27 protein-coding genes are annotated in these 25,182 nt (G+C 60.8%); 16 read left to right on the plus strand and 11 right to left on the minus strand.

The annotated features are described in order from the left end of the window. Positions 1 to 2: 2 nt before the first annotated feature. Both R1W00_RS11950 and R1W00_RS11955 read right to left on the minus strand, forming a co-directional pair. A complete protein-coding gene (locus R1W00_RS11950) occupies positions 3 to 1,337 on the minus strand; it encodes an ammonium transporter (protein ID WP_317262980.1) in 1,335 nt (444 codons plus the stop codon). 35 nt (positions 1,338 to 1,372) lie between these two features. Then, positions 1,373 to 1,711 (minus strand): P-II family nitrogen regulator, encoded by a 339-nt coding sequence (locus R1W00_RS11955; protein WP_317262981.1) that lies wholly within the window; start codon positions 1,709 to 1,711, stop codon positions 1,373 to 1,375. A 257-nt stretch (positions 1,712 to 1,968) separates the two neighbouring features. Here R1W00_RS11955 and R1W00_RS11960 point away from each other — a divergent pair, with 257 nt between their 5' ends. Together R1W00_RS11960 and R1W00_RS11965 are read left to right on the plus strand one after the other, a co-directional pair. Further along, positions 1,969 to 4,143, plus strand: a complete 2,175-nt coding sequence (locus R1W00_RS11960) for a PBP1A family penicillin-binding protein (RefSeq protein WP_317262982.1) — start codon at positions 1,969 to 1,971, stop codon at positions 4,141 to 4,143. Between the two features lie 62 nt (positions 4,144 to 4,205). Next, the gene (locus R1W00_RS11965) at positions 4,206 to 4,733 is read left to right on the plus strand and encodes a hypothetical protein (RefSeq protein ID WP_317262983.1); all 528 of its coding nucleotides are present in this window, start codon (positions 4,206 to 4,208) and stop codon (positions 4,731 to 4,733) included. Between the two features lie 75 nt (positions 4,734 to 4,808). Here R1W00_RS11965 and R1W00_RS11970 read toward each other — a convergent pair whose 3' ends face one another. Together R1W00_RS11970 and R1W00_RS11975 are read right to left on the minus strand one after the other, a co-directional pair. Further along, the gene (locus tag R1W00_RS11970) at positions 4,809 to 5,408 is read right to left on the minus strand and encodes an ABC transporter substrate-binding protein (RefSeq protein ID WP_317262984.1); all 600 of its coding nucleotides are present in this window, start codon (positions 5,406 to 5,408) and stop codon (positions 4,809 to 4,811) included. Further along, positions 5,398 to 6,090 (minus strand): VacJ family lipoprotein, encoded by a 693-nt coding sequence (locus tag R1W00_RS11975; protein WP_317263360.1) that lies wholly within the window; start codon positions 6,088 to 6,090, stop codon positions 5,398 to 5,400. The genes R1W00_RS11970 and R1W00_RS11975 overlap by 11 nt, the downstream gene beginning before the upstream one ends. A 204-nt stretch (positions 6,091 to 6,294) precedes the next feature. On the opposite strand from R1W00_RS11975, the gene R1W00_RS11980 reads away from it, so the two are divergent. From R1W00_RS11980 to R1W00_RS12010, 7 genes are all read left to right on the plus strand, one after another. Further along, positions 6,295 to 8,031 carry a type I secretion system permease/ATPase gene (locus R1W00_RS11980; RefSeq protein WP_317262985.1) on the plus strand — a complete coding sequence of 579 codons (1,737 nt, stop codon included), beginning with the start codon at positions 6,295 to 6,297 and terminating at the stop codon, positions 8,029 to 8,031. After that, on the plus strand, positions 8,028 to 9,335 hold the full coding sequence (locus tag R1W00_RS11985; protein WP_317262986.1) for an HlyD family type I secretion periplasmic adaptor subunit: 1,308 nt from the start codon (positions 8,028 to 8,030) through the stop codon (positions 9,333 to 9,335). Before R1W00_RS11980 ends, R1W00_RS11985 begins: the two co-directional genes overlap by 4 nt. Positions 9,336 to 9,404: 69 nt before the next feature. Beyond that, positions 9,405 to 9,869, plus strand: a complete 465-nt coding sequence (locus R1W00_RS11990) for a RidA family protein (RefSeq protein ID WP_317262987.1) — start codon at positions 9,405 to 9,407, stop codon at positions 9,867 to 9,869. Between the two features lie 6 nt (positions 9,870 to 9,875). Then, positions 9,876 to 10,631: a glycerophosphodiester phosphodiesterase family protein gene (locus tag R1W00_RS11995; RefSeq protein ID WP_317262988.1), complete on the plus strand. Its 756-nt coding sequence runs from the start codon at positions 9,876 to 9,878 to the stop codon at positions 10,629 to 10,631. 45 nt (positions 10,632 to 10,676) lie between these two features. Then, positions 10,677 to 11,882 carry a GNAT family N-acetyltransferase gene (locus R1W00_RS12000; RefSeq protein WP_317262989.1) on the plus strand — a complete coding sequence of 402 codons (1,206 nt, stop codon included), beginning with the start codon at positions 10,677 to 10,679 and terminating at the stop codon, positions 11,880 to 11,882. Then, the gene (locus R1W00_RS12005; RefSeq protein WP_317262990.1) at positions 11,879 to 12,178 is read left to right on the plus strand and encodes a 4a-hydroxytetrahydrobiopterin dehydratase; all 300 of its coding nucleotides are present in this window, start codon (positions 11,879 to 11,881) and stop codon (positions 12,176 to 12,178) included. The genes R1W00_RS12000 and R1W00_RS12005 overlap by 4 nt, the downstream gene beginning before the upstream one ends. Beyond that, complete coding sequence (locus tag R1W00_RS12010; RefSeq protein ID WP_317262991.1) at positions 12,169 to 12,999, plus strand: mechanosensitive ion channel family protein; 831 nt, start codon at positions 12,169 to 12,171, stop codon at positions 12,997 to 12,999. The genes R1W00_RS12005 and R1W00_RS12010 overlap by 10 nt, the downstream gene beginning before the upstream one ends. 66 nt (positions 13,000 to 13,065) lie before the next feature. On the opposite strand, the gene R1W00_RS12015 is transcribed toward R1W00_RS12010, so the two are convergent. Beyond that, positions 13,066 to 13,554, minus strand: coding sequence for a peroxiredoxin (locus R1W00_RS12015; protein ID WP_317262992.1), 489 nt, complete (start codon positions 13,552 to 13,554; stop codon positions 13,066 to 13,068). Positions 13,555 to 13,642: 88 nt separating this feature from the next. On the opposite strand from R1W00_RS12015, the gene R1W00_RS12020 reads away from it, so the two are divergent. From R1W00_RS12020 to R1W00_RS12030, 3 genes are read left to right on the plus strand one after another with little or no spacing between them, the layout of a single operon-like run. After that, entirely contained in the window at positions 13,643 to 14,848 is a 1,206-nt protein-coding gene (locus tag R1W00_RS12020) for an NAD(P)/FAD-dependent oxidoreductase (RefSeq protein WP_317262993.1), read from the plus strand. Then, positions 14,845 to 15,405 (plus strand): 16S rRNA (guanine(966)-N(2))-methyltransferase RsmD, encoded by a 561-nt coding sequence (gene rsmD / locus R1W00_RS12025; RefSeq protein WP_317262994.1) that lies wholly within the window; start codon positions 14,845 to 14,847, stop codon positions 15,403 to 15,405. Before R1W00_RS12020 ends, rsmD begins: the two co-directional genes overlap by 4 nt. Continuing rightward, the gene (locus tag R1W00_RS12030) at positions 15,406 to 16,053 is read left to right on the plus strand and encodes an HAD-IA family hydrolase (RefSeq protein WP_317262995.1); all 648 of its coding nucleotides are present in this window, start codon (positions 15,406 to 15,408) and stop codon (positions 16,051 to 16,053) included. It abuts the gene before it with no gap. A gap of 15 nt (positions 16,054 to 16,068) precedes the next feature. Here R1W00_RS12030 and map read toward each other — a convergent pair whose 3' ends face one another. Both map and sfsA read right to left on the minus strand, forming a co-directional pair. Further along, the gene (map, locus tag R1W00_RS12035) at positions 16,069 to 16,878 is read right to left on the minus strand and encodes a type I methionyl aminopeptidase (protein ID WP_317263361.1); all 810 of its coding nucleotides are present in this window, start codon (positions 16,876 to 16,878) and stop codon (positions 16,069 to 16,071) included. Positions 16,879 to 16,951: 73 nt separating this feature from the next. Continuing rightward, positions 16,952 to 17,659 carry a DNA/RNA nuclease SfsA gene (gene sfsA, locus R1W00_RS12040; RefSeq protein WP_317262996.1) on the minus strand — a complete coding sequence of 236 codons (708 nt, stop codon included), beginning with the start codon at positions 17,657 to 17,659 and terminating at the stop codon, positions 16,952 to 16,954. Positions 17,660 to 17,772: 113 nt separating this feature from the next. Between sfsA and R1W00_RS12045 the strand changes: the two genes are divergently transcribed. The 4 genes from R1W00_RS12045 to R1W00_RS12060 are packed head-to-tail and all read left to right on the plus strand — an operon-like array spanning position 17,773 to position 20,736. Next, positions 17,773 to 18,495, plus strand: coding sequence for a competence/damage-inducible protein A (locus R1W00_RS12045; protein ID WP_317262997.1), 723 nt, complete (start codon positions 17,773 to 17,775; stop codon positions 18,493 to 18,495). Further along, positions 18,492 to 19,223, plus strand: a complete 732-nt coding sequence (locus tag R1W00_RS12050) for a GNAT family N-acetyltransferase (RefSeq protein WP_317262998.1) — start codon at positions 18,492 to 18,494, stop codon at positions 19,221 to 19,223. The genes R1W00_RS12045 and R1W00_RS12050 overlap by 4 nt, the downstream gene beginning before the upstream one ends. Further along, positions 19,220 to 19,792, plus strand: a complete 573-nt coding sequence (locus R1W00_RS12055) for a peroxidase-related enzyme (protein ID WP_317262999.1) — start codon at positions 19,220 to 19,222, stop codon at positions 19,790 to 19,792. Before R1W00_RS12050 ends, R1W00_RS12055 begins: the two co-directional genes overlap by 4 nt. Positions 19,793 to 19,803: 11 nt before the next feature. After that, the gene (locus R1W00_RS12060) at positions 19,804 to 20,736 is read left to right on the plus strand and encodes an OmpA family protein (RefSeq protein WP_317263000.1); all 933 of its coding nucleotides are present in this window, start codon (positions 19,804 to 19,806) and stop codon (positions 20,734 to 20,736) included. 40 nt (positions 20,737 to 20,776) lie between these two features. On the opposite strand, the gene R1W00_RS12065 is transcribed toward R1W00_RS12060, so the two are convergent. The 4 genes from R1W00_RS12065 to R1W00_RS12080 all read right to left on the minus strand — a co-directional run bounded on the left by R1W00_RS12065 (position 20,777) and on the right by R1W00_RS12080 (position 25,068). Beyond that, positions 20,777 to 21,682: a LysR family transcriptional regulator gene (locus R1W00_RS12065; RefSeq protein WP_317263001.1), complete on the minus strand. Its 906-nt coding sequence runs from the start codon at positions 21,680 to 21,682 to the stop codon at positions 20,777 to 20,779. 124 nt (positions 21,683 to 21,806) lie between these two features. Then, positions 21,807 to 23,831 carry an NADPH-dependent 2,4-dienoyl-CoA reductase gene (locus R1W00_RS12070; RefSeq protein WP_317263002.1) on the minus strand — a complete coding sequence of 675 codons (2,025 nt, stop codon included), beginning with the start codon at positions 23,829 to 23,831 and terminating at the stop codon, positions 21,807 to 21,809. A gap of 79 nt (positions 23,832 to 23,910) precedes the next feature. After that, the gene (locus R1W00_RS12075; RefSeq protein WP_317263003.1) at positions 23,911 to 24,291 is read right to left on the minus strand and encodes a hypothetical protein; all 381 of its coding nucleotides are present in this window, start codon (positions 24,289 to 24,291) and stop codon (positions 23,911 to 23,913) included. Positions 24,292 to 24,300: 9 nt separating this feature from the next. Continuing rightward, a complete protein-coding gene (locus R1W00_RS12080) occupies positions 24,301 to 25,068 on the minus strand; it encodes a DUF6478 family protein (protein WP_317263004.1) in 768 nt (255 codons plus the stop codon). Positions 25,069 to 25,182 lie beyond the last annotated feature (114 nt).

Genomic DNA, 25,182 nt, shown 5'->3' on the forward strand with positions numbered 1-25,182 from the left:
TGTTAGCCTTTCGAAAACTCGGGATATGCTTCCATACCCAGCTCAGCCATATCCAGACCGTTGATCTCTTCCTCTTCGCTGACACGGATGCCCATGACCGCTTTCAGGATGAACCAAACGATGGCCGACGAAACCGATACAAAGATACCGACAACCATGATCGAGTACAGCTGCGTGCCCAGCGATGCGTCACCGTTGGTGAAGACAACCGCGATGGTGCCCCAGATGCCGCAGATCAGGTGAACCGGGATCGCACCAACAACGTCGTCGATCTTCAGTTTGTCCAGCAGCGGAACCGAGAAGACAACCAGAGCACCACCGATACCACCGATGATCGTAGCAGCGCCCAGCGACGGGGTCAGCGGCTCAGCGGTGATCGATACCAGACCGGCCAGTGCGCCGTTCAGGATCATGGTGAGGTCAGGTTTCTTGTACAGAACTTGGGTCAGGATCAGAGCAACGATCGAACCGCCAGCAGCCGCAGCGTTGGTGTTCGAGAAGATGCGCGATACGTCAGCAACGTCACCCAGCGAACCCATAGCCAGCTGCGAACCGCCGTTAAAGCCGAACCAACCCAGCCACAGGATGAACGTACCCAGGGTTGCCAGGGTCAGGTTCGAACCGGGCATCGGCACAGTGCGGCCATCTTTGTATTTACCGATACGCGGACCCAGGATCAGCGCGCCAACCAGAGCGGCCCAGCCACCAACCGAGTGCACAACGGTCGAACCAGCGAAGTCCAGGAAGCCTTTTGCGTCCAAGAAGCCACCGCCCCATTTCCACGACGCTTGCAGCGGGTAGATGATCGAGGTCAGGATGACGGTAAAGATCAGGAACGGCCACAGTTTGATACGCTCGGCCAGAGTACCCGAAACGATCGACGCGGTTGCCGCACAGAACATCAGCTGGAAGAAGAAGTCCGAACCGGTTGCTGCATAGGCGTAGTCGTCAACACCAGCGGCATCAACACCAACAGCTTCCAGAACAGCAACTTGCGGGAACAGAGCCGAGAAGACGCCGTCGATACCCCAGTCACCCAGCGGGTACATCAGGTTATAGCCGATCAGGTAGTAAAAGATCGACGCCAGCGAGAACAGCGCAACGTTTTTCGTCAGCTGCATGGTAACGTTTTTGGAGCGGACCAAACCGGCTTCCAGCATGGCAAAACCGGCAGCCATCCAGAACACCAGGAAACCACCAACCAGGAACAGCACCGAGTTCAGGATCCAGACCACATCGGTCGGCACAGCGGCAGGGACCTCTGCCTCTTGCGCCAGACCCAGCGACGGGAGGGCCACTGCGGCCGCCGCGATGGGAAGAAGCTTATGCATTTTCATATTCACTTGTCCTTTGTCGAGGATATGCGCGGCGCTTACAGCGCGTCGTCGTTCGTTTCGCCGGTGCGCACACGCACGGCTTGGTTAACGTCAAGAACAAAGATCTTGCCGTCGCCGATTTTGTCGGTTTTCGCGGTGGTTGAGATGGTTTCAACAACCTGATCGGCCATGGCCGCGCTTACCACGATTTCCAGTTTAACTTTGGGGACAAAGTTCACAGCGTATTCTGCACCGCGATAGATTTCGGTGTGACCGGACTGCGAGCCAAAGCCCTTGATTTCTGTTACCATCATGCCGCGAACGCCGATGGCGGTCAGGGCTTCCCGGACCTCCTCCAGCTTGAACGGCTTGATTGCTGCAATGATCAACTTCACGTCATTACCCTTCCGTTTGGCAGGTTTCCCTGCGGGTTCCACGACGGCATAAGGGGCGTGACTCTGCGTATTTCTCAAGCAGTTCTGGGGTGGCCTACGACGGCAAATCGGGCAAAGTTGCACATTTTTTGCACAATTTGTGCATCTTGATTATTTTTTAATCACATTAAAAACCACATACCCCCTTTTCGGTAGGTCCTGACATTCCTATGTGCGCAGGCTATTCTACGTTTAATTAGTAAACTCCTGAGGACAGGATGAGCAGTAGTAGTGGTAAAAACGGGCGCAAGCCCCCATTGGTTGCGGATCGTCGCCAGACGCGTAAACCCCCGACACCAAAGAAAAAAGCGCCGTCCAAACCCAAGGCCGCAGCGCGAAAAACCGTATCCAAGCGCAAAGCACCGGTACGCAAAGGGCCTGTCGGCTGGCTGACAGGACTGGTGCGATGGGTCATCGGACTGATCTGGCGGGTGACATGGCGCTTGGGATTCGTTACCGCCTCGATCATCGGGCTGGCGGTTCTGTATTTCACCACAACACTGCCTGATCATACGGCACTTTTGGACGCACGGACCCGTGGTTCGGTCACGTTGCTGGACCGCGAGGGCAAAATCTTTGCATGGCGCGGGGATCAGTTCGGCGGCCAGATCACCGCTGACACGGTTGCCCCTGCCCTGCGCGACGCCGTTGTCGCGACCGAGGACAAGCGGTTCCGCTGGCACCCTGGCATCGACCCTAAAGGTATCGCCAGCGCCATCCGCATCAACCTGCGCGAAGGCCGTGGCCCCCTGTCCGGTCACGGTGGTTCAACCATCACCCAGCAGACCGCGAAGTTGCTGTGTCTCGGGGTCGAATATGACGCCACCCAATGGAAGACCGAGGCCGAGTATGAGGCCGACTGTCGCCGCACCACGATTGGTCGCAAGATCAAAGAGGCGATCTTTGCCATGGCGATGGAGGTCAAGTTCACCAAGGACGAGATCCTGACCATCTACTTGAACCGCGCATATCTGGGTGCCGGTGCCCGCGGGTTTGAGGCGGCAAGCGAGCGCTATTTCGGCAAATCCGCCAATTCCGTGAACGTGGCCGAGGCCGCGATGCTGGCCGGCCTGCTCAAGGCACCGTCGACCTATGCGCCCACCAGCAACCTTGAACGCGCCCAGAACCGCGCCGCCTTGGTGGTCAGCCTGATGGAGGATCAGGGCTATATCACCACGGCCGAGGCCCAGAACGCCATCACCAACCCCGCCACCCTGTCCGAGGCGGCTGCGGCGCGCGCAGGTGGCTATTACGCCGACTGGGTGATGGAAACGGGCCCCAAGTTCTTGACCCGCGACACCACCGAGGACGTGGTGATCCGCACCACGTTCGATCAGCGTCTACAAACCGCCGCCGAAGAGGCGATGAAGGAAATCTTTGCCACCAAGGTCCGCGAAGGGTCCGAGGCGCAAGCGGCCATCGTCGTCATGTCCGCCGACGGGGCCGTGCGCGCCATGGTGGGCGGGCGCAAAACCAAGGTCAGCGGCGCGTTCAACCGTGCCACAATGGCGTGGCGTCAGCCCGGCTCGGCGTTCAAACCCTTTGTCTATGCGGCGGCGATGGATCTGGGCTTTACCCCCTATGCCACCGTCGTGGACGAACCCATCACCATCGACGTCCCCGGATCAGGCCCCTACACGCCGAAAAACTATACCAACGACTTTAAGGGTCGGGTGACGCTGGTTGAGGCGTTGAAGGATTCGTTGAACATTCCCGCGATCCGCGTGTCTGAATCAGTGGGGCGTGACGCGGTGCGCGACATCGCGGCGGGATTCGGCATTGAGAGCGACATCGCCCAAGGCCCCGCCATCGCACTGGGGTCGTCTGAAACCACACTGCTTGAAATCACCGGCGCCTATGCGGGCATCTTGAACGGCGGGACAAGCGTGAAACCCTATGGCCTGATGGAACTGCGCCTACAGGGCGACGACACGCCCCTGATCGGTCAAACCGGCGGTCTGGGCGAACGCGTGATTTCCGAAGACGCCGCACGCAACCTGATCTTTATGATGAGCCGCGTGGTTGAGGAGGGCAGCGGCCGCCGCGCCAAACTACCCGACCGCGAGGCCGCCGGCAAAACCGGCACGACCCAAGCGGCGCGCGACGCGTGGTTCATCGGGTTCACCGCCGATTATGTGGCGGGCGTCTGGATGGGCTATGACAACAACACGCCCCTGACCGGTGTGACGGGCGGTGGCCTGCCCGCTGAGATCTGGCACGAAACCATGGTCCGCGTGCACGAAGGCCTACCCGCACGGCCCCTACCCATGGCCCACCCCGTGCCCCCCGCAAACACACCCAAGGCCCCGAACGCACAACCGCGCACCAAAAAGCAAAAGGAAAAAGAGCGCGAGCAACTGCTGCTGAATGTCCTGCGGTCAATTTTTGACTGAGTAAATTTAGCCCAAAGCTATGGAACGGCTTTGGGTCGCATTTTAATCGCGGGTGCTACCTAATGTCGAAAACCTTAGGTCCGCTTTTGGACCCCCAATCACCGCAGGCGATTGCCATCGTTCTATCCCGCGGGGGCTTTTTGCGCGAACTGGTGATTTCAGTTGCATTCGGGCTGACCTTACCAATGTCCATCCTCGGAGCCACCTATCTGGCTGCGGGGCTCAACTTGGATAAACCCGTCGCGGTCGGGGTAATTTCGGTCACCATATCCGCGATTTTTGCCATGCCCATAATGTTTTACGCAATGCTGCGTCTGAACGCGGCCGTTCTTGCGCGAGAACGCGCATATCTGCGTGAACAAAACCAGACAATTCACGCGGCACAGCAGGGACCGATATGGCTACGCCGTTCTTTTGTGGCGGGGTCTGTCAAATCGCGAATACTCTCCGCACTTCCGGGTTTTGTCGGGTTTGGATTTATATTCGTATGGCCCGCAAGTATGCTCAACTCCCCGTTCACTGGATTGCACTTGGTTGTCTCGCTTTTACTGGTCGTACAAGGCCTCGTCGCCATTGGCCTGCTGCGCTAATCACGCTTGCCTCAAAAGCGAAACCGCCTCGGACACTCGGTCCGAGGCGGCTCTAGCAAGTCCAAATGAGGCGGATCAGCCGGCTTTTTTGATGTCTTCGATCAGCTTGCCCAGATCGCCACCGCGGCGGTCCAGCATGGCGCCGATTTCGGTGCGTTCGGTGGCCAACATGTTCACGCCTTCGATGTACATGTTGAAGAACAGGTCGCGACCGCTCTTGTCCGAGACAAGGAAGATCACCTCGAACGGGGCCTCGCCCTTGATAAAGGCGGTTGTTTTGACCTCATAAAACGACTTCACGGCCTTGGCGGATTTCACTTCGATCCGGCCACCCACGAACTCGCGGAAGCGTTTGCCGTACTTGCGCGCGATATAGCCGCTGAACGCATCGGTAAAGGCGTTCAGTTCCGATGCGCTTGCCGAACGGGCGGTGACCCCAAGGGCCGATTGCGCGATGATGCGCACATCCGCGTATTTCGCAAAGATGCGTTCAAAGGTGCGGTACAATTGGGCGTCGGACGAGCCTGCGTTGATCGCGCTGTTGATCTCTTCGACCAACCCTTGGATCAGGCGGCTGGCTTGATCGGTGCTCAACGCCAGCGCCGACAAGGGGCGCATCACCGCGGCGCCGGCTGCGGCGGCCAATACGGTACGGCGGGAAAGTTTACTCTGCATAAAGGTCCTCATACGGGTCCAGATACTCGGGTTCTTCACCAGCGTTCAGCTCAAACCGACGGTTCTGGAGGTACAGAAGGCGCGCTTGGGCATAGCTGTCTGCACTCTCATATAGGACTTCGTCGACCAAATCCGAATATTCATAGCGATCACCAACCTGTGCGCCGATATCCGCCGCCGTGTTCGCGGCACCCAGATCACCGGTGGCAAGCACCCGCGTCGGGTTCATCGCGAAATCGACAACCGTGCCCACCAGATCACGTTCGGTGGACGGGCCCAGCACGGGCACCTCAAGATAGGCACCTTCGCCCACACCCCAGACATGCAGGGTTTCACCGAAATCGGTGTCGCGCGCATAGAGGTCAATCGACGCGGCAGGATCGAAAATACCGGCCAGACCGATCGTGCTGTTGAACAGGAACCGGCCCGAGTTCACGAAGGCGTCTTCCAGTTTCAATTGCAGCAGGTCGTTCACAACCATCCGCGGCAGATCAAGGTTCTCGGCAAAGTTGCTGACGCCTTTGCGGACCGGTTCGGGTACAGCCGTGCCATACCCTTGGGACACGGGGCGCACCAGATGGGTGTCCAGCGACTTGTTCCCTGCGTGCACTTCGCGGTTATGCGCCTCATAGGGGTCATTGAATTCGGACCCAGCGGGCGCAGTACTACAGGCCGCCAACACCGCCAAAGATGCCGTCAGTGTCAGAGTCTTTACTGTTTGTGTCCTATTAAACAATCGCATTACCGTAGATTCGAACCTAAGATCGCTGCACCATAGGTTACATAGCGCAGAAGCCCAGAGCCACAAGGCGTGTGGCGGTCGGGATGTGGCCTATCAGCGACAGAGGCACCCAAGTGCCAGATAATTGAACGAAGAGGGCAAACAGTGGCCAAAAAATCGCGGCCGACCCCCGCAGGCAAACCCGAGTTGCGCCAGGCATGGCGTCAGGGAAACGCGCTGTTTTTCAGCATCCTGGTCTTTAGTGTGTTTGTGAACCTGCTGATGCTGACGGGGCCGTTGTTCATGCTGCAGGTCTATGACCGCGTGCTGGGTAGCGGGTCCGAGGAAACCCTTGTGGCGCTCTCGGCGCTGGTGGCGTTTCTGTTCGTGATGATGGGCACGCTGGACTATGTGCGGGGCCGTGTGGCCGCCCGCGCCGCCAATAAATTCCAGAGCCTCCTGGACCTGCGCGTGTTCGACGCCGTTTTGCGCAGTGCCGCCGACCCCAAACGCCCGCCCTCAACCGGCATTCGCGACCTAGAGGCGGTTCAGCGCGCGGTCTCGACCCCTGTCTTCATGGCGATTTTCGACATCCCGTGGACGCCCTTTTTCCTGTTCGGGATTTTCATGTTCCATCCGTGGCTGGGCATCGCCGCGATGATCGGGGGCGGCATCCTGATCCTTGTGGCGCTGACGAACCAAATGCGGTCCCGCGGACCAAGCGCCGAGGCCAGCGCGGCCCATGCCAAGTCCGAGACCCTGACCGGACAATTGCGCAACGAAAGCGAGACCATTCAGGCACTCGGCATGCGCGGCGCGACCTTTTCGCGCTGGGGTGAGGCACGGGTGAACGCCCAACGCGCCCAATTGCACGCCGCCGATACCTCGGGTCTGTTCACCATTCTGACCAAGACGTTTCGCCAGTTTTTGCAATCCGCGATGCTGGCGCTAGGTGCCTATTTGGTGTTGCAGGGATCTGTGACGGGCGGGGCGATGATCGCCTCCTCGATCCTGCTGGGCCGTGCGCTTGCGCCGATTGAACAGGCCGTAGGGCAATGGTCAAACGTTCAGGCGGCCTTTCGCGGCTGGCGCAACCTTGGCACATTGCTTGAGGATTTTCCGACCCAACCGCCCCGCACCGCCCTGCCACGACCCAGTGCGAAACTGGATGTTCAACAATTGACCATCATCCCGCCGGGACAGAAAACCGCCGCACTCAAACTGTTGAACTTTTCACTTGAGCCCGGTCAGGCCATCGGCGTGATTGGCGCATCGGGCGCGGGGAAATCGACCCTCGCGCGCGCATTGACCGGCATTTGGCGCCCCGCAGGGGGCAGCATCCGGTTGGATGGCGCGTCGCTGGACCAGTTCGAACCCGATGTCTTGGGCAGTTATGTGGGATACCTGCCCCAACGCGTCGTGTTGTTTGAGGGCACGATCGCCGAAAACATCGCCAAAATGGCCCGCGAACCAGACGCGGAAAAGGTCGTCGCCGCCGCGAAAAAAGCCGCCGCGCATGACATGATCGTCTCCCTGCCCCAAGGTTACGACACCCGCGTCACCGCCAATGGTGGCAACCTGTCCGGCGGGCAATTGCAACGCATCGGCCTTGCCCGTGCTCTCTATGACGAACCGGTCATTCTGGTGCTGGATGAGCCGAACTCGAACCTCGACAATGAGGGGTCGATGGCCCTGAACACCGCCATCCGTCAGGCCAAAGAGGCGGGCAGCGCGGTGTTGATCATGGCCCACCGCCCCGCTGCCATTCAGGAATGCGACCTGTTGTTGGTGATTGAGGGCGGCACGCGCAAGGCGTTCGGCCCCCGCGACGAAATCCTGCGCGACAACGTCAAAAACCACGCCCAAATCTCGCGCACCCAAGGCACCGGAGGCGTTTCATGAGCCCGCAAGACACACCCAAATGGTCCGCACGTGGCCCGATCCTGACGGGGCTGGTTGCGCTGCTGCTGCTTGTCGGCGGGTTCGGGACGTGGTCCGTCATGGCCAATATTTCCGGCGCGATTATCGCAAGCGGCCGCGTCAAGGTCGAACAGAACCGCCAAGTGGTCCAGCACCCCGACGGCGGCGTGGTCGACACGATTGAAGTCAAGGAAGGCGACATCGTTGCCGCCGGTGACGTGCTGATCCGTCTGGACGCGTCCGAATTGCGCACCGAACTGGCGATTGTCGAGGGGCAGTTGTTCGAACTGATGGCGCGGCGCGGACGGCTTGAGGCCGAACAGGACAACGCCGAGACGATCACCTTTGACGCGGATTTGATCGAGATCGCCAAGACCCGCCCCGAGGTTCAGGATCTGTTGGACGGGCAGGAACGCCTGTTCACCGCGCGCCTTGTGACCGGCGCCCAAGCGGTCGAACAATTGGACAAGCGCAGCGCCCAGATCGTCGATCAGGTGCAAGGCATCGAGGCGCAACAAGAGGCGCTCAGCCGTCAGCTTGACCTGATCAGGATGGAGCTGGACGACCAGCAATCCCTGCTGGACAAGGGTCTGGCACAGGCATCCCGCGTGCTGGCCCTGCAACGGGAGGCCGCCGCGCTTGAGGGTCAGGTCGGCGAACTGACCGCCTCGGCCGCACAGGCCCAAGGGCGTATCACCGAGATCGAGCTGGAAAAGCTACAACTACAGACCGGCAAGCGCGAAGAGGCGATCACCCGTCTGCGCGACCTGCAATTTCGCGAACTGGAGCTGGTCGAACGACGCCTGTCCCTGCTGGCGCAATTGGACCGTCTGGAAATTCGCGCGCCGGTGGGCGGGATCGTCTATGGCATGACCGTGTTCGCGTCGCGCGCCGTGGTGCAACAGGCCGACCCGCTGCTCTATATCGTGCCGCAAGACCGGCCGCTGGTAATTGATGCCCGCGTCGAACCGATCCACCGCGATGAGGTGTTCGTGGGCCAACCCGTGACGATGAAATTCTCGGCCTTTGATCAACGCACGACCCCCGATCTGGTCGGGCAGGTCATTCAGGTGTCCGCCGACACGTTCGAGGATGAGGCGACCCGCGCCAATTATTACGGTGTCGAGATCATTCTGGATGAGGGTCAGGCGGAACTTTTGGGCGATAAACGCATCGTGCCCGGCATGCCGGTCGAGAGCTATATTCGCACCGCCGATCGCTCCCCTCTGGCCTATCTGATCAAGCCTCTGGCGGATTACTTTAACCGCGCCTTCCGCGAAACCTGATTTCGGGGGTTTTCACCGCCCGACGGCGCGGCTAGCGTGCCGCCAAACCCGTATCTGGAGAGACTGAAAATGAGCGGAACCTTCGAACAAAAGCTGGCCAAAATGGGCATCACCCTGCCCGAGGCACCGGCCCCAGCCGCGAACTATGTGCCCTTCGTCGTCAGTGGCAATCTGGTCCACGTCTCGGGTCAGGTCGCAAGCAAGGACGGCGCGTTGACCGTTGGCAAACTGGGCAACACTATGTCGGTCGAGGACGGTATGAAAGCCGCCGAAACCTGCGCGATTGCCCTGCTGGCACAGGTCAAAGCCGCCTGTGGCGGCGATCTGGACCGCCTGAAACGCGTGGTCAAACTGACCGGTTTTGTGAACTCGACACCCGATTTCGGCGATCAGCCCAAGGTCATCAACGGCGCCTCCAACCTGCTGGCCGAAGCTCTGGGCGACGCGGGCAAGCACGCGCGCTCGGCCGTTAGTGCGGCGTCCCTGCCCTTTGGCGTGGCGGTCGAAATCGACGGTATCTTCGAGATCGACTAACGCGCCATGCTGCCGGAATCGTTTCTCTGCGTCCCGATCGCGCATCGGGCCCTGCATGACATCACCAAAGGCCATCCGGAAAACAGCCGGGCGGCCATCAAGGCGGCCATCGCTCTGGGTTTCGGGATCGAAATCGACATCCAACGCTCCGCCGACGGCGAGGCGATGGTGTTTCACGACTATGACCTTGGGCGGCTGACGGATGAAACCGGCCCCGTTGCCACGCGCACGGCGGCGGAATTGTCCGCCATCCACCTGCGCCACGGGGATGAGGGCATCCCGACCTTGGCCGAGGTTCTGGAACTGGTGAACGGTCAGGTACCCCTGCTGATTGAGATTAAGGATCAGGACGGCGCGCTTGGCCCCAACATTGGCCCGCTAGAGGCGCGGATTGGCGAGGTGCTGCGCGGCTATTCCGGTCCCGTGGCGGTCATGTCGTTCAACCCGCATTCGGTCGCCGCCATGGCCGAACACGCGCCCGATGTGCCCCGAGGCCTGACGACCTGCGCGTTTGAGGGCGGCGATTGGCCCTTGATCCCCGAGGCGCGCCGCATGGAATTGCGCCGCATTCCCGATTTTGAGCGCGTCGATGCCTGTTTCATCAGCCACGATGTAAATAACCTGAGCGCGAAACCGGTGATGGACTTGCATGCGGACGGTCATCCGATCCTATGCTGGACTGTCCGGTCGAGCGAAATTGAACAGACCGCGCGCCAAGTGGCCGATAACATCACGTTTGAGGGATACCTGCCCACCACTTGACCCTGCGCGGGCGGGCACCACATGTCAAAAAACGCCCGAGAGCAGATGCCAAACGCAGATACCCACGCCCAAGCCGAAGTCAGCATTGAGGTTGTTCGCAGCCTCAGTGCCATTTCCCAACCCGAATGGGACGCCTGCGCCTGTCCCGAGGCGGCGGAGGGCGGCGCGCCTTTGGACCCGTTCACGACCTACCGGTTTCTGGACGCGCTGGAGCAAAGCGGATCGGTTGGCGACGGCACGGGGTGGTATCCCCATTACATCATCGCCCGCATTGGCGATCAGGTGATCGGCGTCGCGCCCATGTATCTCAAGGCGCATTCGCAGGGCGAATATATCTTCGATCACAACTGGGCCCATGCATACGAACGGGCGGGCGGGAATTATTACCCGAAACTGCAAGTTGCGGTGCCTTTCACGCCCGTGACAGGGCGGCGATTGCTGGTCCGGCCCGAGTTCGCCGATGTCGCGCGGGCCGGTCTGATCCAAGGGGCGGTGCAACTGGCCGCGAACAACAACCTGTCCTCGTTGCACGTCACATTCTGCACCGAGGATGAGGTCGGCGCGATGTCCGACATGGGTCTGATGGCCCGCGTGTCCCAGCAATACCATTGGCACAACGACGGCTATGCGGATTTCGACGCCTTTCTGGACAGCCTGTCGTCGCGCAAACGCAAGGCCATCCGCAAGGAACGCCGCACAGCACAGGATTTCGGCGGCACCATCCGCGCCCTGACCGGCGATGAGATTGAACCGGAACACTGGGATTACTTCTGGACCTTTTATCAGGACACTGGCGCGCGCAAATGGGGCTCTCCCTATCTCAGCCGCGCGTTTTTCGACATCCTGCATGACACGATGCGCGATGATGTTTTGCTTGTACTGGCGGAACGGGACGGGCGTCCGGTTGCGGGGGCCCTGAACATGATCGGACGAGATTGCGTTTTCGGGCGGTATTGGGGCGCAACGGAACATCATCCGTGCCTGCATTTCGAGGCGTGCTATTATCAGGCCATCGACTATGCGATTTCCAACGGTCTGGCGCGGGTCGAGGCCGGTGCGCAGGGCGATCACAAGCTGGCGCGCGGATACCTGCCCGTTCAGACCCATTCGGCGCATTGGCTGCGCGATGAGGGCTTTGCCAAGGCCGTGTCCACCTATCTAGAGGCAGAGCGCGCCGCCGTGGATGAGGAGATCGAGATCCTGACCACCTACGGCCCATTCAAAAAGGCCCAACCATTGGATGAGACATGACCGAGAAATTGACCGGCGATGAACGCGACGTGGCCTTGGCCGACCTGAGCAAAACCGGCTGGACCATCACCGACGGGCGCGACGCGATCACCAAGGAATTCTCCTTTTCCGACTTCACCGCCGCCTTCGGATGGATGACGCGGATTGCCATTTTCGCGGAAAAATGGAACCACCACCCCGAATGGTGCAACGTTTATCGTTCGGTACGCGTTACGTTGACGACGCATGATGTCGGCGGGCTGTCGGCACTGGACGTAAAACTGGCGAAGAAGATGGATGAGATTTCGTGGAACTAGACCTAGAACAGATCGAAACACTGGTTGAGGAAAACATCGGCTGGATCATTGGGCTTGGGCTGAATGTGCTCTATGCCTTTGTGATCCTGATCGTGGCCCTGTGGCTTAGCAGTTGGGCGAAACGCCGGATTGTCAGCCTGCCGGAAAAGAGCAGCCGGTTCGATCCGACCCTGATGGGGTTCCTTGGCAGTATCGCCAAATATGGCATCCTCGCCATGGCGACGATTTTCATTCTGGGACGGTTCGGGATTCAGACCACATCACTGGTCGCGTTGATCGGTGCCGCCGGTTTGGCGATTGGTCTGGCGTTGCAGGGGACGCTGTCGAACCTTGCCGCCGGTGTAATGCTGATCGGGTTTCGCCCGTTTAAGGCTGGTGATTATATCAACGCGGGCGGCGAGAGCGGTACCGTGTCGGCCATCACCCTGTTCTTTACGGAACTGACCACGCCCGACAACGTGCAGATCATCGTGCCGAACGGGGATATCTGGTCCTCGGCGATCACGAACTTTTCCTATCACGACAAACGCCGCTGTGACCTTACGTTTGGTGTCTCCTACAACACCAATCTGGCCCATGCGGAAAAGGTCATTCGGGGCTGTATCGCCCAAGACACCCGAGCGCATTCCGACCCCGAGCCGTTCGTGAAGATCGGCAATCTGGGCGACAGTTCGGTCGATTTCGTGGTGCGTATCTGGTGCGCATCGTCCGATTACTGGGGTCTGAAGTTCGATCTGAACCGCGCCGTGAAAGAGGCGTTTGACCGCGAAGGGATCGACATTCCGTTCCCCACACAAACGGTCATCCGCACCGACGCGTAAACGACCCATTATCAAAATGAAAACGCCGGGCAGTGCCCGGCGTTTGTTGTTTTAGTGGTGCTGACCTCAGATTGCGTCGAGCATCGCCTCGCCACCCGAGACCTCACAGACGCCGGGGTTTTCTTCGGCTTGCAGAACCTTGACCACGCCGTCCTCAGCCATCAGCGCATAGCGTTTCGAGCGCGACATCAGACCCACCGGCGGGGCGGTGAAATCCATACCGATTGCGGTGGTAAAGGTGCTTTCTGCGTCGGCAAGGGCCATGATGCCCGCCGCATCTGCGCCGGTGTCCTTGGCCCATGCGTCCATGACGAAGGGATCGTTTACCGACACACAGATCACCGCATCAACGCCCTTGTCCGCGAACTGATCACGGGTGCGCACAAAGCTGGGCATGTGGGCCGAATGGCAGGTCGGGGTATAGGCGCCCGGCACGGCAAAGATCACCACTTTGCGCCCTTTGGTCAGGTCGGCCATTTGCACTTGTTCAGGGCCTTCTGCCCCCATTTTGATAAGCGTCGCGTCAGGAAGGCGATCGCCAACGGCCAAAGTCATGTTCGTTTCTCCAATCGGATTGCGTTGGTCTTGGTTACAGTTATAGGTTACCGCCAATAAATGGCCAGTTTTCGGGGGAGGTATTTTGATGGCGCATTACGTGGTGATCGGGGCAGGACAAGCAGGCAGCGCATTGGTCGCGAAACTGCGCTCATCAGGGTTTGACGGTCAGGTCACATTGATCGGCGAAGAAGCCGTGCCCCCCTATCAACGTCCGCCGCTGTCGAAAAAGTACCTACTGGGCGAGATGGAACTGGAACGTCTGTTCCTGCGCCCCGAGGCCTATTATGGCGACAACGATATCACCCTGAAACTGTCCAGCAGTGCCGCCAAGATCGACGCCGCCGCCAAGACCGTCACGATTGGGGATGAGGTGATCGCCTATGACAAGCTGGCCCTGACGACAGGGTCCGTGCCGCGCCGTTTGCCCGCCGCGATCGGGGGCGATCTGGACGGCGTTTATGTCGTGCGCGGATTGACTGATGTCGACGCCATGGCACCGGAATTCACCGACGGGCGCCGCGTTCTGATCATCGGGGGAGGTTACATCGGGCTAGAGGCCGCGGCGGTTGCGGCCAAGCTGGGCCTGAAGGTGACGTTGGTCGAGATGGCGGATCGTATCCTGCAACGGGTCGCCGCGCCCGAGACATCCGACTATTTCCGCGATCTGCATCAGAGCAACGGCGTCGACATCCGCGAGGGCGTCGGCCTGAAATCCCTGACGGGTGAGGGGCGCGTGTCCGGCGCGGAGTTGAGCGACGGGACGACGTTGGACATCGATTTCGCGATTGTCGGGGTCGGGATCATGCCCGCCGATGCTCTGGCCGCTGAGGCGGGGTTGACCATCGACAACGGGATTGCGGTGAACGAATTCGGTCAGACCTCGGATCCTGACATCTATGCGGCGGGCGATTGCGCCTCCTTCCCCGGACCGAGCGGCCAGATGCGTCTGGAGAGCGTTCAGAACGCCATTGATCAGGCCGAAAACGCCGCCGAGAACATGATGGGGGCAGAGAAACCCTATCGCCCTGAGCCGTGGTTCTGGTCCGATCAATACGATACCCACCTGCAAATCGCGGGCCTGAACACCGGATACGACCGGATCGTCACCCGTCAGGACGGTGCCGCCCTGTCGCATTGGTATTATAAGGGCGACACGTTCTTGGCCGTGGACGCGATCAACGATCCGCGCGCCTATATGGTCGGCAAGCGGTTGCTGAGCATGGGCAAGACGCCCGATCCGGCGGCGGTGGCCGATGCCTCGACCGACCTGAAACTGCTGATGAAAGCGTGAGGATCATCGCGGGCGATTTCCGTGGCCTGACGCTGGCATCTGTTGGCAAGGGCGACGCGGGCGCGCATCTGCGCCCGACAACGGACCGCGTCCGCGAGAGCCTGTTCAACCTGCTGCAAAACGGTGGCTATGGCGATCCGGTGGATGGGGCGCGGGTGCTGGACCTGTTTGCAGGGACGGGGGCCTTGGGGCTTGAGGCGCTGTCGCGCGGGGCGGTGACCGTCACCTTTGTCGATGACGGGAATAAGGCGCGATCCCTCATTCAGGAAAACATCCGCAAATGCCGCGCGGACGACCGGTGCGCCATTATCCGCCGTGATGCGACGCGCCTGCCGCAAAACACGGGCGAGCCGTTTGATCTGATCTTTCTGGACCCGCCCTATTCCAGGGGGCTGGGCGAGCGCGCGATGGCGGCGGCCCTGTCGGGCGGCTGGGTCGCGCCCGAGGCGTTGATCGTCTGGGAAGACAGCGCCGATATCACCCCGCCCGATGCCCTGACCCTGTTGGATCAGCGCAAATACGGCGACACGAAAATTTCGATCCTACAGGCGAATTGAATGAAACCTTCTGCTGTGCTGTTTGACTGTGACGGGGTTCTGGTCGACAGCGAACCCGAAACTCTGCGCGTGATCCATGAGGACCTGATCGCGCACGGCATGGACATCACCCTGCACGAGATGGAAGAGCGGTTCGTCGGTGGCACCGTGCCCGCGATTGCCGAACGAGTGCGTGCCATTGGTGTGGACCTGCCCGACGATTGGTCCGCGCGGGTCTATGACAAGATTTATGCCGCCCTTGCCGAAAACGTCGCCCTGATGGATGGCGTGCCCGAACTGCTGGATATCCTTGACGCGGCGGGTGTGCCCTATGCGGTCGGATCGAACGGCACGCCGGAAAAAATGGACCTGACCCTTGGCCAACATCCGGATGTCTATGCGCGTCTCAAGGGGCGGTTGTATTCGGGGCAGGCCCTGAACTGTGCCAAGCCCGATCCGGGTCTTTACCTTCATGCCGCCGCCGCCGTAAACGCCGCGCCCGAACAGGCCGTCGTGATTGAGGACAGCGCGACCGGTGCCCGCGCCGCCGCCCGTGCGGGGATGCGGTGTTTTGGCTATGCGCCCCACGGCAAGGATCAGGCCCTGCGCGATGAGGGCGCGGTGATTTTCACGTCGATGCGGGATTTGCCGGGGTTGCTGGGCCTGTAACCGTGGCCCAGCGCCTTAGGACCAGGTCGGGTGGAATTTACCGCCCGGCGACAGGGTGAAGATTTCAAACCCGTCCGCCGTCACGCCAATCGAATGTTCAAACTGGGCCGACAGGGATTTGTCGCGGGTCACGGCGGTCCAGTCATCGGCCAGAACCTTGGTTTCCGGACGGCCGATGTTCACCATGGGTTCGATGGTAAAGAACATGCCCTCTTCGAGAACGGGACCGGTGCCCGCACGGCCATAGTGCAGGACGTTCGGCGGCGCATGGAACACCTGCCCCAGACCGTGACCACAGAAATCACGCACGACGCTCATCCGGTGACCTTCGACATAGGACTGGATGGCGTGGCCGATGTCGCCAAAGGTGTTGCCGGGTTTGACGGCCTCGATGCCTTTGAACAGGGCGTCATGGGTGACTTGGACCAGACGCTCGGCCTTGCGACCGATGTTGCCCGCCACATACATCCGGCTGGTGTCGCCGTACCAACCATCCACGATCACCGTCACGTCGATATTCAGGATATCGCCGTCCTTTAGACGTTTGTCGCCGGGGATGCCGTGGCACACGACGTGGTTCACGCTGATACAGCTGGCGTGCTGATAGCCTTTGTACCCGATGGTCGCCGATTTCGATCCGGACTCGTCAACCTTTTCGGTGATGATGCGGTCGATCTCACCGGTGGTCTGACCGGGGAATACGTGTTCTGCGATCTCGTCCAGAATGGTGGCCGCGACCTTACCTGCCGCCTGCATCCCTGCAAAATCGGCCTGTTCGTAAATGCGAATACCATCCTTGGTGACGCGTCCACGGGGTGCTTTGATCACGGTTCTCTCCACTGGCTGTTCGCGCCTAAATAAAACGCGCGCGTCCGAAACACCAGTCCCTGACGCCGGATTACAAGGGCGCGGGGGGCAGTTTCCGCCCAATCGTGACCCCGCTCGGCGAAATTACGGTGTCATAGCACAGCACCTCGACCCCTGCCGCGCAGGCCGCGTCGTATTTCGCGGCATAGGTCGGATCAATGTCGCGGGCCACGTCGAACCGGTCACAATCGGTGCGCTGGATGAGATAGAGCATCATCGCCCGCGCGCCCGTCTCCATGACCTTGACCAGTTCATCCAGATGCTTGGCCCCGCGCGCGGTGACACTATCGGGAAACTCGGCCAGACCGGATTGACGACAAAGCGTGACCGACTTCACCTCCACATAAACGTCAGGCAGATCGGGCGACGACAGCAGGAAATCAATCCGGCTGTTTTCGCCATATTTGACCTCAGGCCGGACGGTGTCATAGGCGGCCAGTTCGGGTATCGTACGATCCATCAATGCCTGACGCAGGGCGCGATTGGGCACAGAGGTATCCACGCCGGTGAAATGGCCATTTTCGTGATCGACCAGACGCCAGCCATATTTCAGCTTTTTCTTGGGATCGTCATTGGGTTCCAGCCACACCCGCATCCCCGGTTCGGCCAGCCCCATCATCGAGCCTGGATTGGCGCAATGGGCGGTTATCTCTTGGCCGTCGTCCAACCGGCAATCGGCCAGAAACCGTTTATAGCGTTTGATCAATCGGGCGGGGATCAGGGGCGTCGCAAAGTCCATAGGCCGGTGGTATCACCATTTTCCCGCTTATCAACGCGAAACACTGTACACCTGCCCTTGCCGCCAGCCACGGGACCGATATCTTTGCCCTGCACGTCATAAGGAACACGCCGATGCCGAACCCCACCGCCGCCATCCTGATCATTGGTGATGAAATCCTGTCCGGTCGGACGCGGGATTCGAACATGCACTATCTGGCGGGGGAGCTGACCAAAAACGGGATCACCTTGGCCGAGGCGCGGGTGGTGTCCGATGATGCCGACGCGATCATCGGGGCGGTCAATGCCCTGCGCGCGGCCTATGACAACGTGTTCACCTCGGGCGGGATTGGCCCGACCCATGACGACATCACCGCCGAGGCCGTCGCCGCCGCGTTCGACACCCCTATCGGCATCCGCCAAGACGCCTATGACCTATTGGCCGCGCATTACGCGCGCTCGGGGCGGGAATTCAATGACGCGCGTCAGCGCATGGCGCGCATCCCCGACGGCGCGACATTGATCGAAAACCCTGTGTCGATTGCGCCCGGCTTTACCATCGGCAATGTCCACGTGATGGCCGGCGTTCCTTCGGTGTTTCAGGCGATGGTCGCCTCTGTCCTGCCAACCCTGACGGGCGGCGCACCGATGCTCAGCCAATCGTGGCGCATTGATCGTGGCGAAGGCGAAATTGCCGGTCCCCTGTCTACACTGGCCGCCGAATTTCCCGACCTTTCGATCGGGTCCTATCCGTTTCAGGAAAACGGCGCCTATGGGTCCAACATCGTGATCCGTGGCACGGACGCAGGCCAGATCGACGCGGCGATGTCAAAACTGGCCCATCTGTTCCCCGCATGAGCACCGACCCCGCCCTGTATCTAGAGGCCGAGGCGACGTGGTCCCCCGCCAAGGCCGAGCGCATCGGCCCTTGGACCATTCGCACGGGGCTGGGCGGCGGGCAACGCGTGTCGGCGGCGACACTGGACGGGGATTTCGATCCAGCCGCGATTGAGGGGGCCGAGGGCGCGATGGCCGCGCTGAACCAGCCGCCCCTGTTCATGGTCAAGGACGGGCAAAAAGCGTTTGACGCAGAACTGGACGCGCGCGGCTATCAGATCGTTGATCCGGTGGTGATCCTACGCGGGGATATCGACACGCTGGCCATTCCGCCCGAACCGATCTCGGCCTTTACCGTCTGGCCGCCGTTGCAAATCATGCTGGATATCTGGGACGCGGGCGGCATTGGACCCGCGCGGATCAACGTGATGGAGCGGTCCTGCGATCCGAAGACCAGCATCCTTGGCCGCACCGATGATCGCGCCGCCGGTGCGGGGTTTGCGGCGATCCACGGCGAAGCCGCATACGTCCATGCCCTCACCGTTGCGCCCGAGCGGCGACGGCGCGGGGTGGCGGTCAACATGATGCGCGCCGCCGCGTGCTGGGCCAAGGCGAACGGCGCAACCACCCTGTCGGTCCTTGTGACGCGGGGGAACGCGGGGGCGCTGGCCCTATATGAAAACTTGAATATGCAGGTCGTCGGACAGTACCATTACCGCGCGAAACCCGCGCAAAAGGACACGGAATGACCGAAACCGCCCCTATCATGGCGCTGGACCTGCCGATGCTGGATCCCCTGCCCCCAGAGACGCAGAAGTATTTCGATATCTGTCAGGACAAGCTGGGCATGATCCCCAATGTCCTGCAGGCCTATGCCTTTGACATCGAGAAACTGAACACGTTCACGGCGATGTACAATGACCTGATGCTGGGCGACAGCGGGCTGAGCAAACTGGAACGCGAGATGATCGCGGTCGTGGTCAGTTCGGCCAACCGGTGCTGGTATTGTCAGGTGGCCCATGGCGCGGCGGTTCGGGAATTGTCGGGCGATCCGAAATTGGGTGAGGCGATGGTGATGAACTATCGCGTGGCCAAGATCACCGGCAAACAACGCGCGATGCTGGATTTCGCGTTCAAGCTGACCGAAACGCCCGACCGCATTGACGACCCCGACCGCGCGGCCCTGCGCGAGGTGGGCTTCTCTGATCGTGAGATTTTCGACATCGCCTCGGTCGCGGCATTTTTCAACATGACCAACCGCGTTGCCGCCGCCACCGAGATGCAGCCCAACGACGCCTATCACGGTGCCCATCGGTAATGTGGCGCGGGGTGGCATATGCGGCCTGTCTGGGTCTTTGTGCGGTTCCGGCGTCCGCGCTGGTCCTTGACCTGCCCGGTGCGGCGCGCGTGGTCGACACCCGCACCGAACCGGTCGGCAGCCATGCCTTTGCCACCGGCCCCTACCAAGATGGCGCTCTGCCCACCTTGGCGACCGAAGGCGCCTTTAGCCAGAGCGCGTTTCACCTGTCCGACGCGGCCCTGACGACGCTCCAAATCCTGACGCCGCTGCGTGATCAACTGACCGGCGACGGGTTTCAGGTGATCTATGAATGCGACACGGCGGCATGTGGCGGCTATGATTTCCGGTACGCGATGGACGTGCTGCCCGAACCGGTGATGCACGTGAACCTTGGCGATTTCCGCTATGTCACCCTGCGCCGCGAGGCCGACAGCGGCCCCGAGGTTCTGGGCGTGCTGGTCAGCCGTTCGATGCAGCGCGGGTTCATCCAGATCACCCATGTCGCCCCGGCGGATGCCGAGGCCTTGGTGCCTTCGACGACCTCAACCAAGACGCCAGATCTGGACAACCTGCCCGTCACAGCCGGCGATTTGCACGAGATGCTGGAAACCACAGGCCATGTGGTCCTGAGCGACGTAGAATTCGCCCCCGGTTCGTCCGAGCTGAGCACAGAGGACACCGCCACCTTGATCGAACTGGCGACCTATCTGCGCAACAACCCTGACCGCCGCGTGACACTGGTTGGGCATACGGATGCGGTGGGTGCGCTGGACGGGAATGTCGCCCTGTCCAAACGCAGGGCCGAGTCGGTGATGGCCTATCTGGCAAGTGGCCTTGGCGTGCCTGCGGATCAGATGCAGGCCGACGGCGTGGGGTATCTGTCGCCGCTGTCCACGAACCTGACGGAAAACGGGCGCACCGAAAACAGAAGGGTCGAAGTCATACTGACCTCGACCCAATAACCCTGCCCTATGACAGTCGGCAGGATGAACCCCGTTCAGATCACCAGATTTCGGGACCCTTGTCTGCAAAGCTGGCGACAAGAAAATCAATAAACGCGCGCACCTTGGGCTGGGTGAACCGCCCCGGTGGGTAGACGGCGTAGATCCCTAGGGATTCACCCGGCAGGCTGGGGATGGCTTCTTCGACCAGACCCTGTTCCATCGCCTCGCGGTACAGGAAACTGGGCAGATAGGCGATGCCCAGACCCGAAATCGCCGCGTTCAGCAAGGATTGCCCGTCGTTCACCGACAACCAACCGGCGGTGCGGATTTGGCGACGTTCGCCCGACGGTGCGGTCAGACGCCAGACGTTACCCGCCGCCTGATTGGAATAATGCAGCAGCTTGTGTTCGTTCAGATCGTCGATCCGTTGCGGGCGTCCGTATTTCTGGAAATAGGACGGCGAACCGATCATGCGTTTGGTCGTCTCGGTCAACTTGCGGGCGCGCAGCGTGCTATCCTCAAGCTCGCCCACGCGGACGGCCATATCGAACCCTTCGGAGATCAGTTCGACATATCGGTTGTTCAGAACCATGTTCACGGTGATGTCTGGGTATTCCTTGAGGAACTCGCCAATCACCGGCGACAGGTGATTCACACCGAAATCCGTGGCAACCGAAATCCGCAACAGACCCGACGGCGCGGATTGCATAGAGGTAACGATCGCGTCGGCCTCGCCTGCATCATTCAGAACACGGCGGGCGCGGTCGTAGTAAACCAGACCGATTTCCGTCGGCGAAACGCGGCGCGTTGTCCGGTTCAAAAGGCGCGCGCCAAGTCGGGCCTCAAGCGAGGAGACATGCTTCGAAACCGCCGATTTCGAAATCCCCATCTTTTTGGCCGCATCGGTAAAGCCGCCCTGATCCACAACGGTGGCGAACGCTTCCATTTCGGTCAATCGGTCCATCTTGCACCCTTCAAACACATCGGTTGTTCATGCGTTTATTTGGGTGAAATCTGGCAACAATGGGGAAAGGCGCAGACATTACTGCGGTATTCGCAACGACTGTCGCGCCTTTCGAAACCGTTAACTATAGTTGTGCGGCCAGTCTAACGCCTTGATCTATCGCACGTTTTGCGTCCAGTTCCGCCGCAACGTCCGCGCCGCCGATGACATGGACGTCCCGATCCGCGCCCAATTCATCGGCCAGATCGCGCACGCTGACCTGACCGGCGCACAGAACAACGGTGTCGACAGGTAGGACCTTGGGCGTGCTGCCATCGGGTCCGGTCATCAGGTGCAGACCGTCGTCGTCAATGCCCGCATAACTCACCCCGCCCAGCATTTTGACGCCCTTGGCCTTGAGCGCGGCGCGGTGAATCCAGCCGGTGGTCTTGCCCAACCGCTTGCCCGGTTTTTCGGCCTTACGCTGTAACAGGTGGATGTCGCGGGCCGATGGTTCGGGCGCGGGGCCGGTCGGCACCAGACCGCCGCGATGCGCCTCGGGGTCGGTGACGCCCCATTCGGCCATCCATGCGGGCAGGTCCAACGCGGTGCTCTCTCCCTCATGGGCCAGATACTCGGCCACATCGAACCCGATGCCGCCCGCACCGATGATGGCCACGCGGTCCCCCGCCGTCGCACGACCGGACAGGATATCGGCATAGCCCACGACGTTACCCCGATCCGCGCCTGGAATGCCTGGATCACGCGGGGCAACACCGGTCGCAACGATCACCGTGTCAAAGCCCGCCAAGGCCGCCGCATCCGCGCGCGTGTTCAGGCGCAGGTCTACGCCTGAGCGGTCCAACATCGTGTCAAACCACGCGACCAGCCCGTGAAATTCCTCTTTCCCTGGGATTTGCTTGGCAAGGTTCAGTTGTCCGCCAATATGATCCGACTGTTCAAACAGGGTCACCTTATGCCCGCGTTGCGCCGCCGTGATGGCGGTCGCCATGCCCGCAGGCCCCGCGCCGACAATGGCGATGGATTTCGGCGCATCTGTCGGGGTGATCGTGATTTCGGTTTCAAACCCCGCGCGCGGGTTGACCAGACAGCTACTGATCTTGCCGCTAAAGGTATGGTCCAGACAGGCCTGATTGCAGGCGATACAGGGCGCGATTTCATCCGCACGTCCCGCCGCGGCCTTGGCCACAAAATCGGGATCGGCCAAGAACGGGCGCGCCATGCTGATCATATCGGCGCAGCCATCCGCCAGAACCTGTTCGCCGACCTCGGGGGTGTTGATCCGGTTCGAGGTGATGACGGGAATGCCGACCTTCCCCCGCAGCTTTTGCGTCACCCATGCAAAGGCGCGGCGCGGGACGCTGGTCGCGATGGTGGGCACGCGCGCCTCATGCCAGCCGATGCCGGTGTTGATGATGGTGGCACCCGCCGCCTCAACCGCGCGGGCCAGCTCAACGACCTCATCATGGGTGGACCCGTTCGGCACCAGATCGATCATCGACAGGCGGAAAATCACGATGAAATCGGGGCCAACGGCGGCACGGACACGGCGCACGACCTCTACCGGTAGACGCATACGGTTTTCATAGCTACCGCCCCAGCGATCCGTGCGGTGGTTGGTATGCGCGACCAGAAACTGGTTCAGGAAATAGCCCTCGGACCCCATGATCTCGACCCCGTCATAGCCCGCCTCTTGGGCGCGGGTGGCGGCGGTGACGATATCGGCGATCTGCTTTTCGATGCCCTCTTCGTCCAACTCACGCGGGGGAAACGGCGAAATCGGGGATTTGATCGCGCTGGGGGCCACGCAATCGGGCCCATAGGCATAGCGCCCCGCATGCAGGATCTGCATCGCGATCTTGCCGCCCTCGGCGTGGACACGGTCCGTCACGCGGCGATGATTTGCAATGTCCTGATCGCTGAACAGACCCGCCGCACCGGGGAACACGCCGCCCTCGGCATTCGGTGCCATGCCACCCGTCACGATAAGGCCAACGCCGCCCCGCGCCCGCGTGCCATAGAATTCGGCCACACGATCCCAGTCGCCCCGTTCCTCAAGGCCCGTATGCATGGACCCCATCAGGATCCGGTTTTTCAGCGTGGTAAAGCCCAGATCAAGCGGGGCCATCAGGTGCGGGTATTGCGTCATGTTCTTCTCCCTTGGGGGCGAAGATTGACGGCGGCGCGCGCTTTGTCACGCACAACGCCGCGTCACCCGCGCGGGCCGGTCACATGGTTTCGACACAGTGACGGCGGAACGCCTTTTTCAGCATGTCGAGTTCGGCGCGCAGCAAATCAATCTCGGCCCGCAGATCGTCGGCCAGAGGTTCCCCCGCGACCAAGGCAAAGCTGTTCAGAACCGTATCATCCGCGCGGGCATGGAAGACGAACGTCTGAATCCCGTCGCCGATCGCCGTCACCGGAATCGGGACCTTGACCCAATACCGGCCTTGGTTCACCTCATCTTGGGTGACGGTGACATCCGGAACTTCGGTCCCCAGATGGCGCACGACAATGTCCGTCGGCGCGGCGTTTTCGGGCGTCATTTCCAGAACGCCCTCCCACACACCGGACACGAAACGGGTTTTGGTCAAAGTGGCCTCAGTCATCGCGCACCCCTATAGTTCGGCCCGCGGGCGACGGCTTATCGTGACGTCGCGCAGGGTAATCTGGTTCATTTCCGGCCCTTCGAAAATCAGGTCCAGCCACATCTTTTCCACCCGCTTTTCGTTCAGGTTGGTATAGGCCAGATCGAATTCGACAAAGATATCGCCGCTGTTCAAGGGCAGTTCGCGCACGATCTGTTCCGTGTTGGGCCCGTGCTGAATGTTGAGCCGCGCAAAAATTTCCAGCGGCTTTTCCAACTCGACAATCGCATCCACCCGCACAAGGTGGCGTTTGCGCAGACCCTCGGTCCCCTCGGGCGGCATGTTCACCACCAGCGACAGAAACGAGCCGTCGAATTTGAACACGTCCAGACGCAGGCCGAACGGCGCCAAATCCGCCTCACGCGTGTTGCGCACCTGTCGATAGGTCAGTTCAGACAGCTGACAGTCGTGAAAGATCGTCGCCTCGTCCCCGATTTCGGTGCGACTTTCGACGGCGGCGGCCCCGACGGGCGTCAGGGGGCCGCGCCACAATTGCGGGCGGTATCCCCAATCGGACCCCACAGGACGTTGAAACGCATTGGACCCGATCCGCGGCAGTGTCAGGCGCGTGTCGGCCACGAACAACAGCTTTTCAATCTGGCGGCGCACCTCGCGCGCGCGGTTGCGCGAGGTCCGCAACGTGGCGAAATCTTCGGTTTTCGCGGCATCGGCGGCGCGGGCCAACCGGCGTACCGTCCGTTTCAGCAAAATATTGTCAGCCACTGACCGAAGGTTCATCCCCGCGTCTTTCCTATCTATTTAACCCGAATCCCGTGCACCATATTATCCCCAAACGGGAAACAACCAACCCTAGTGCGTGATAATGTTTCGCATAACATCGTGTTTTTGTGT

Origin of the sequence: Rhodovulum sp. FJ3, assembly GCF_032918305.1 — a bacterium.
In the GTDB taxonomy this organism is placed as follows: domain Bacteria; phylum Pseudomonadota; class Alphaproteobacteria; order Rhodobacterales; family Rhodobacteraceae; genus SAT37.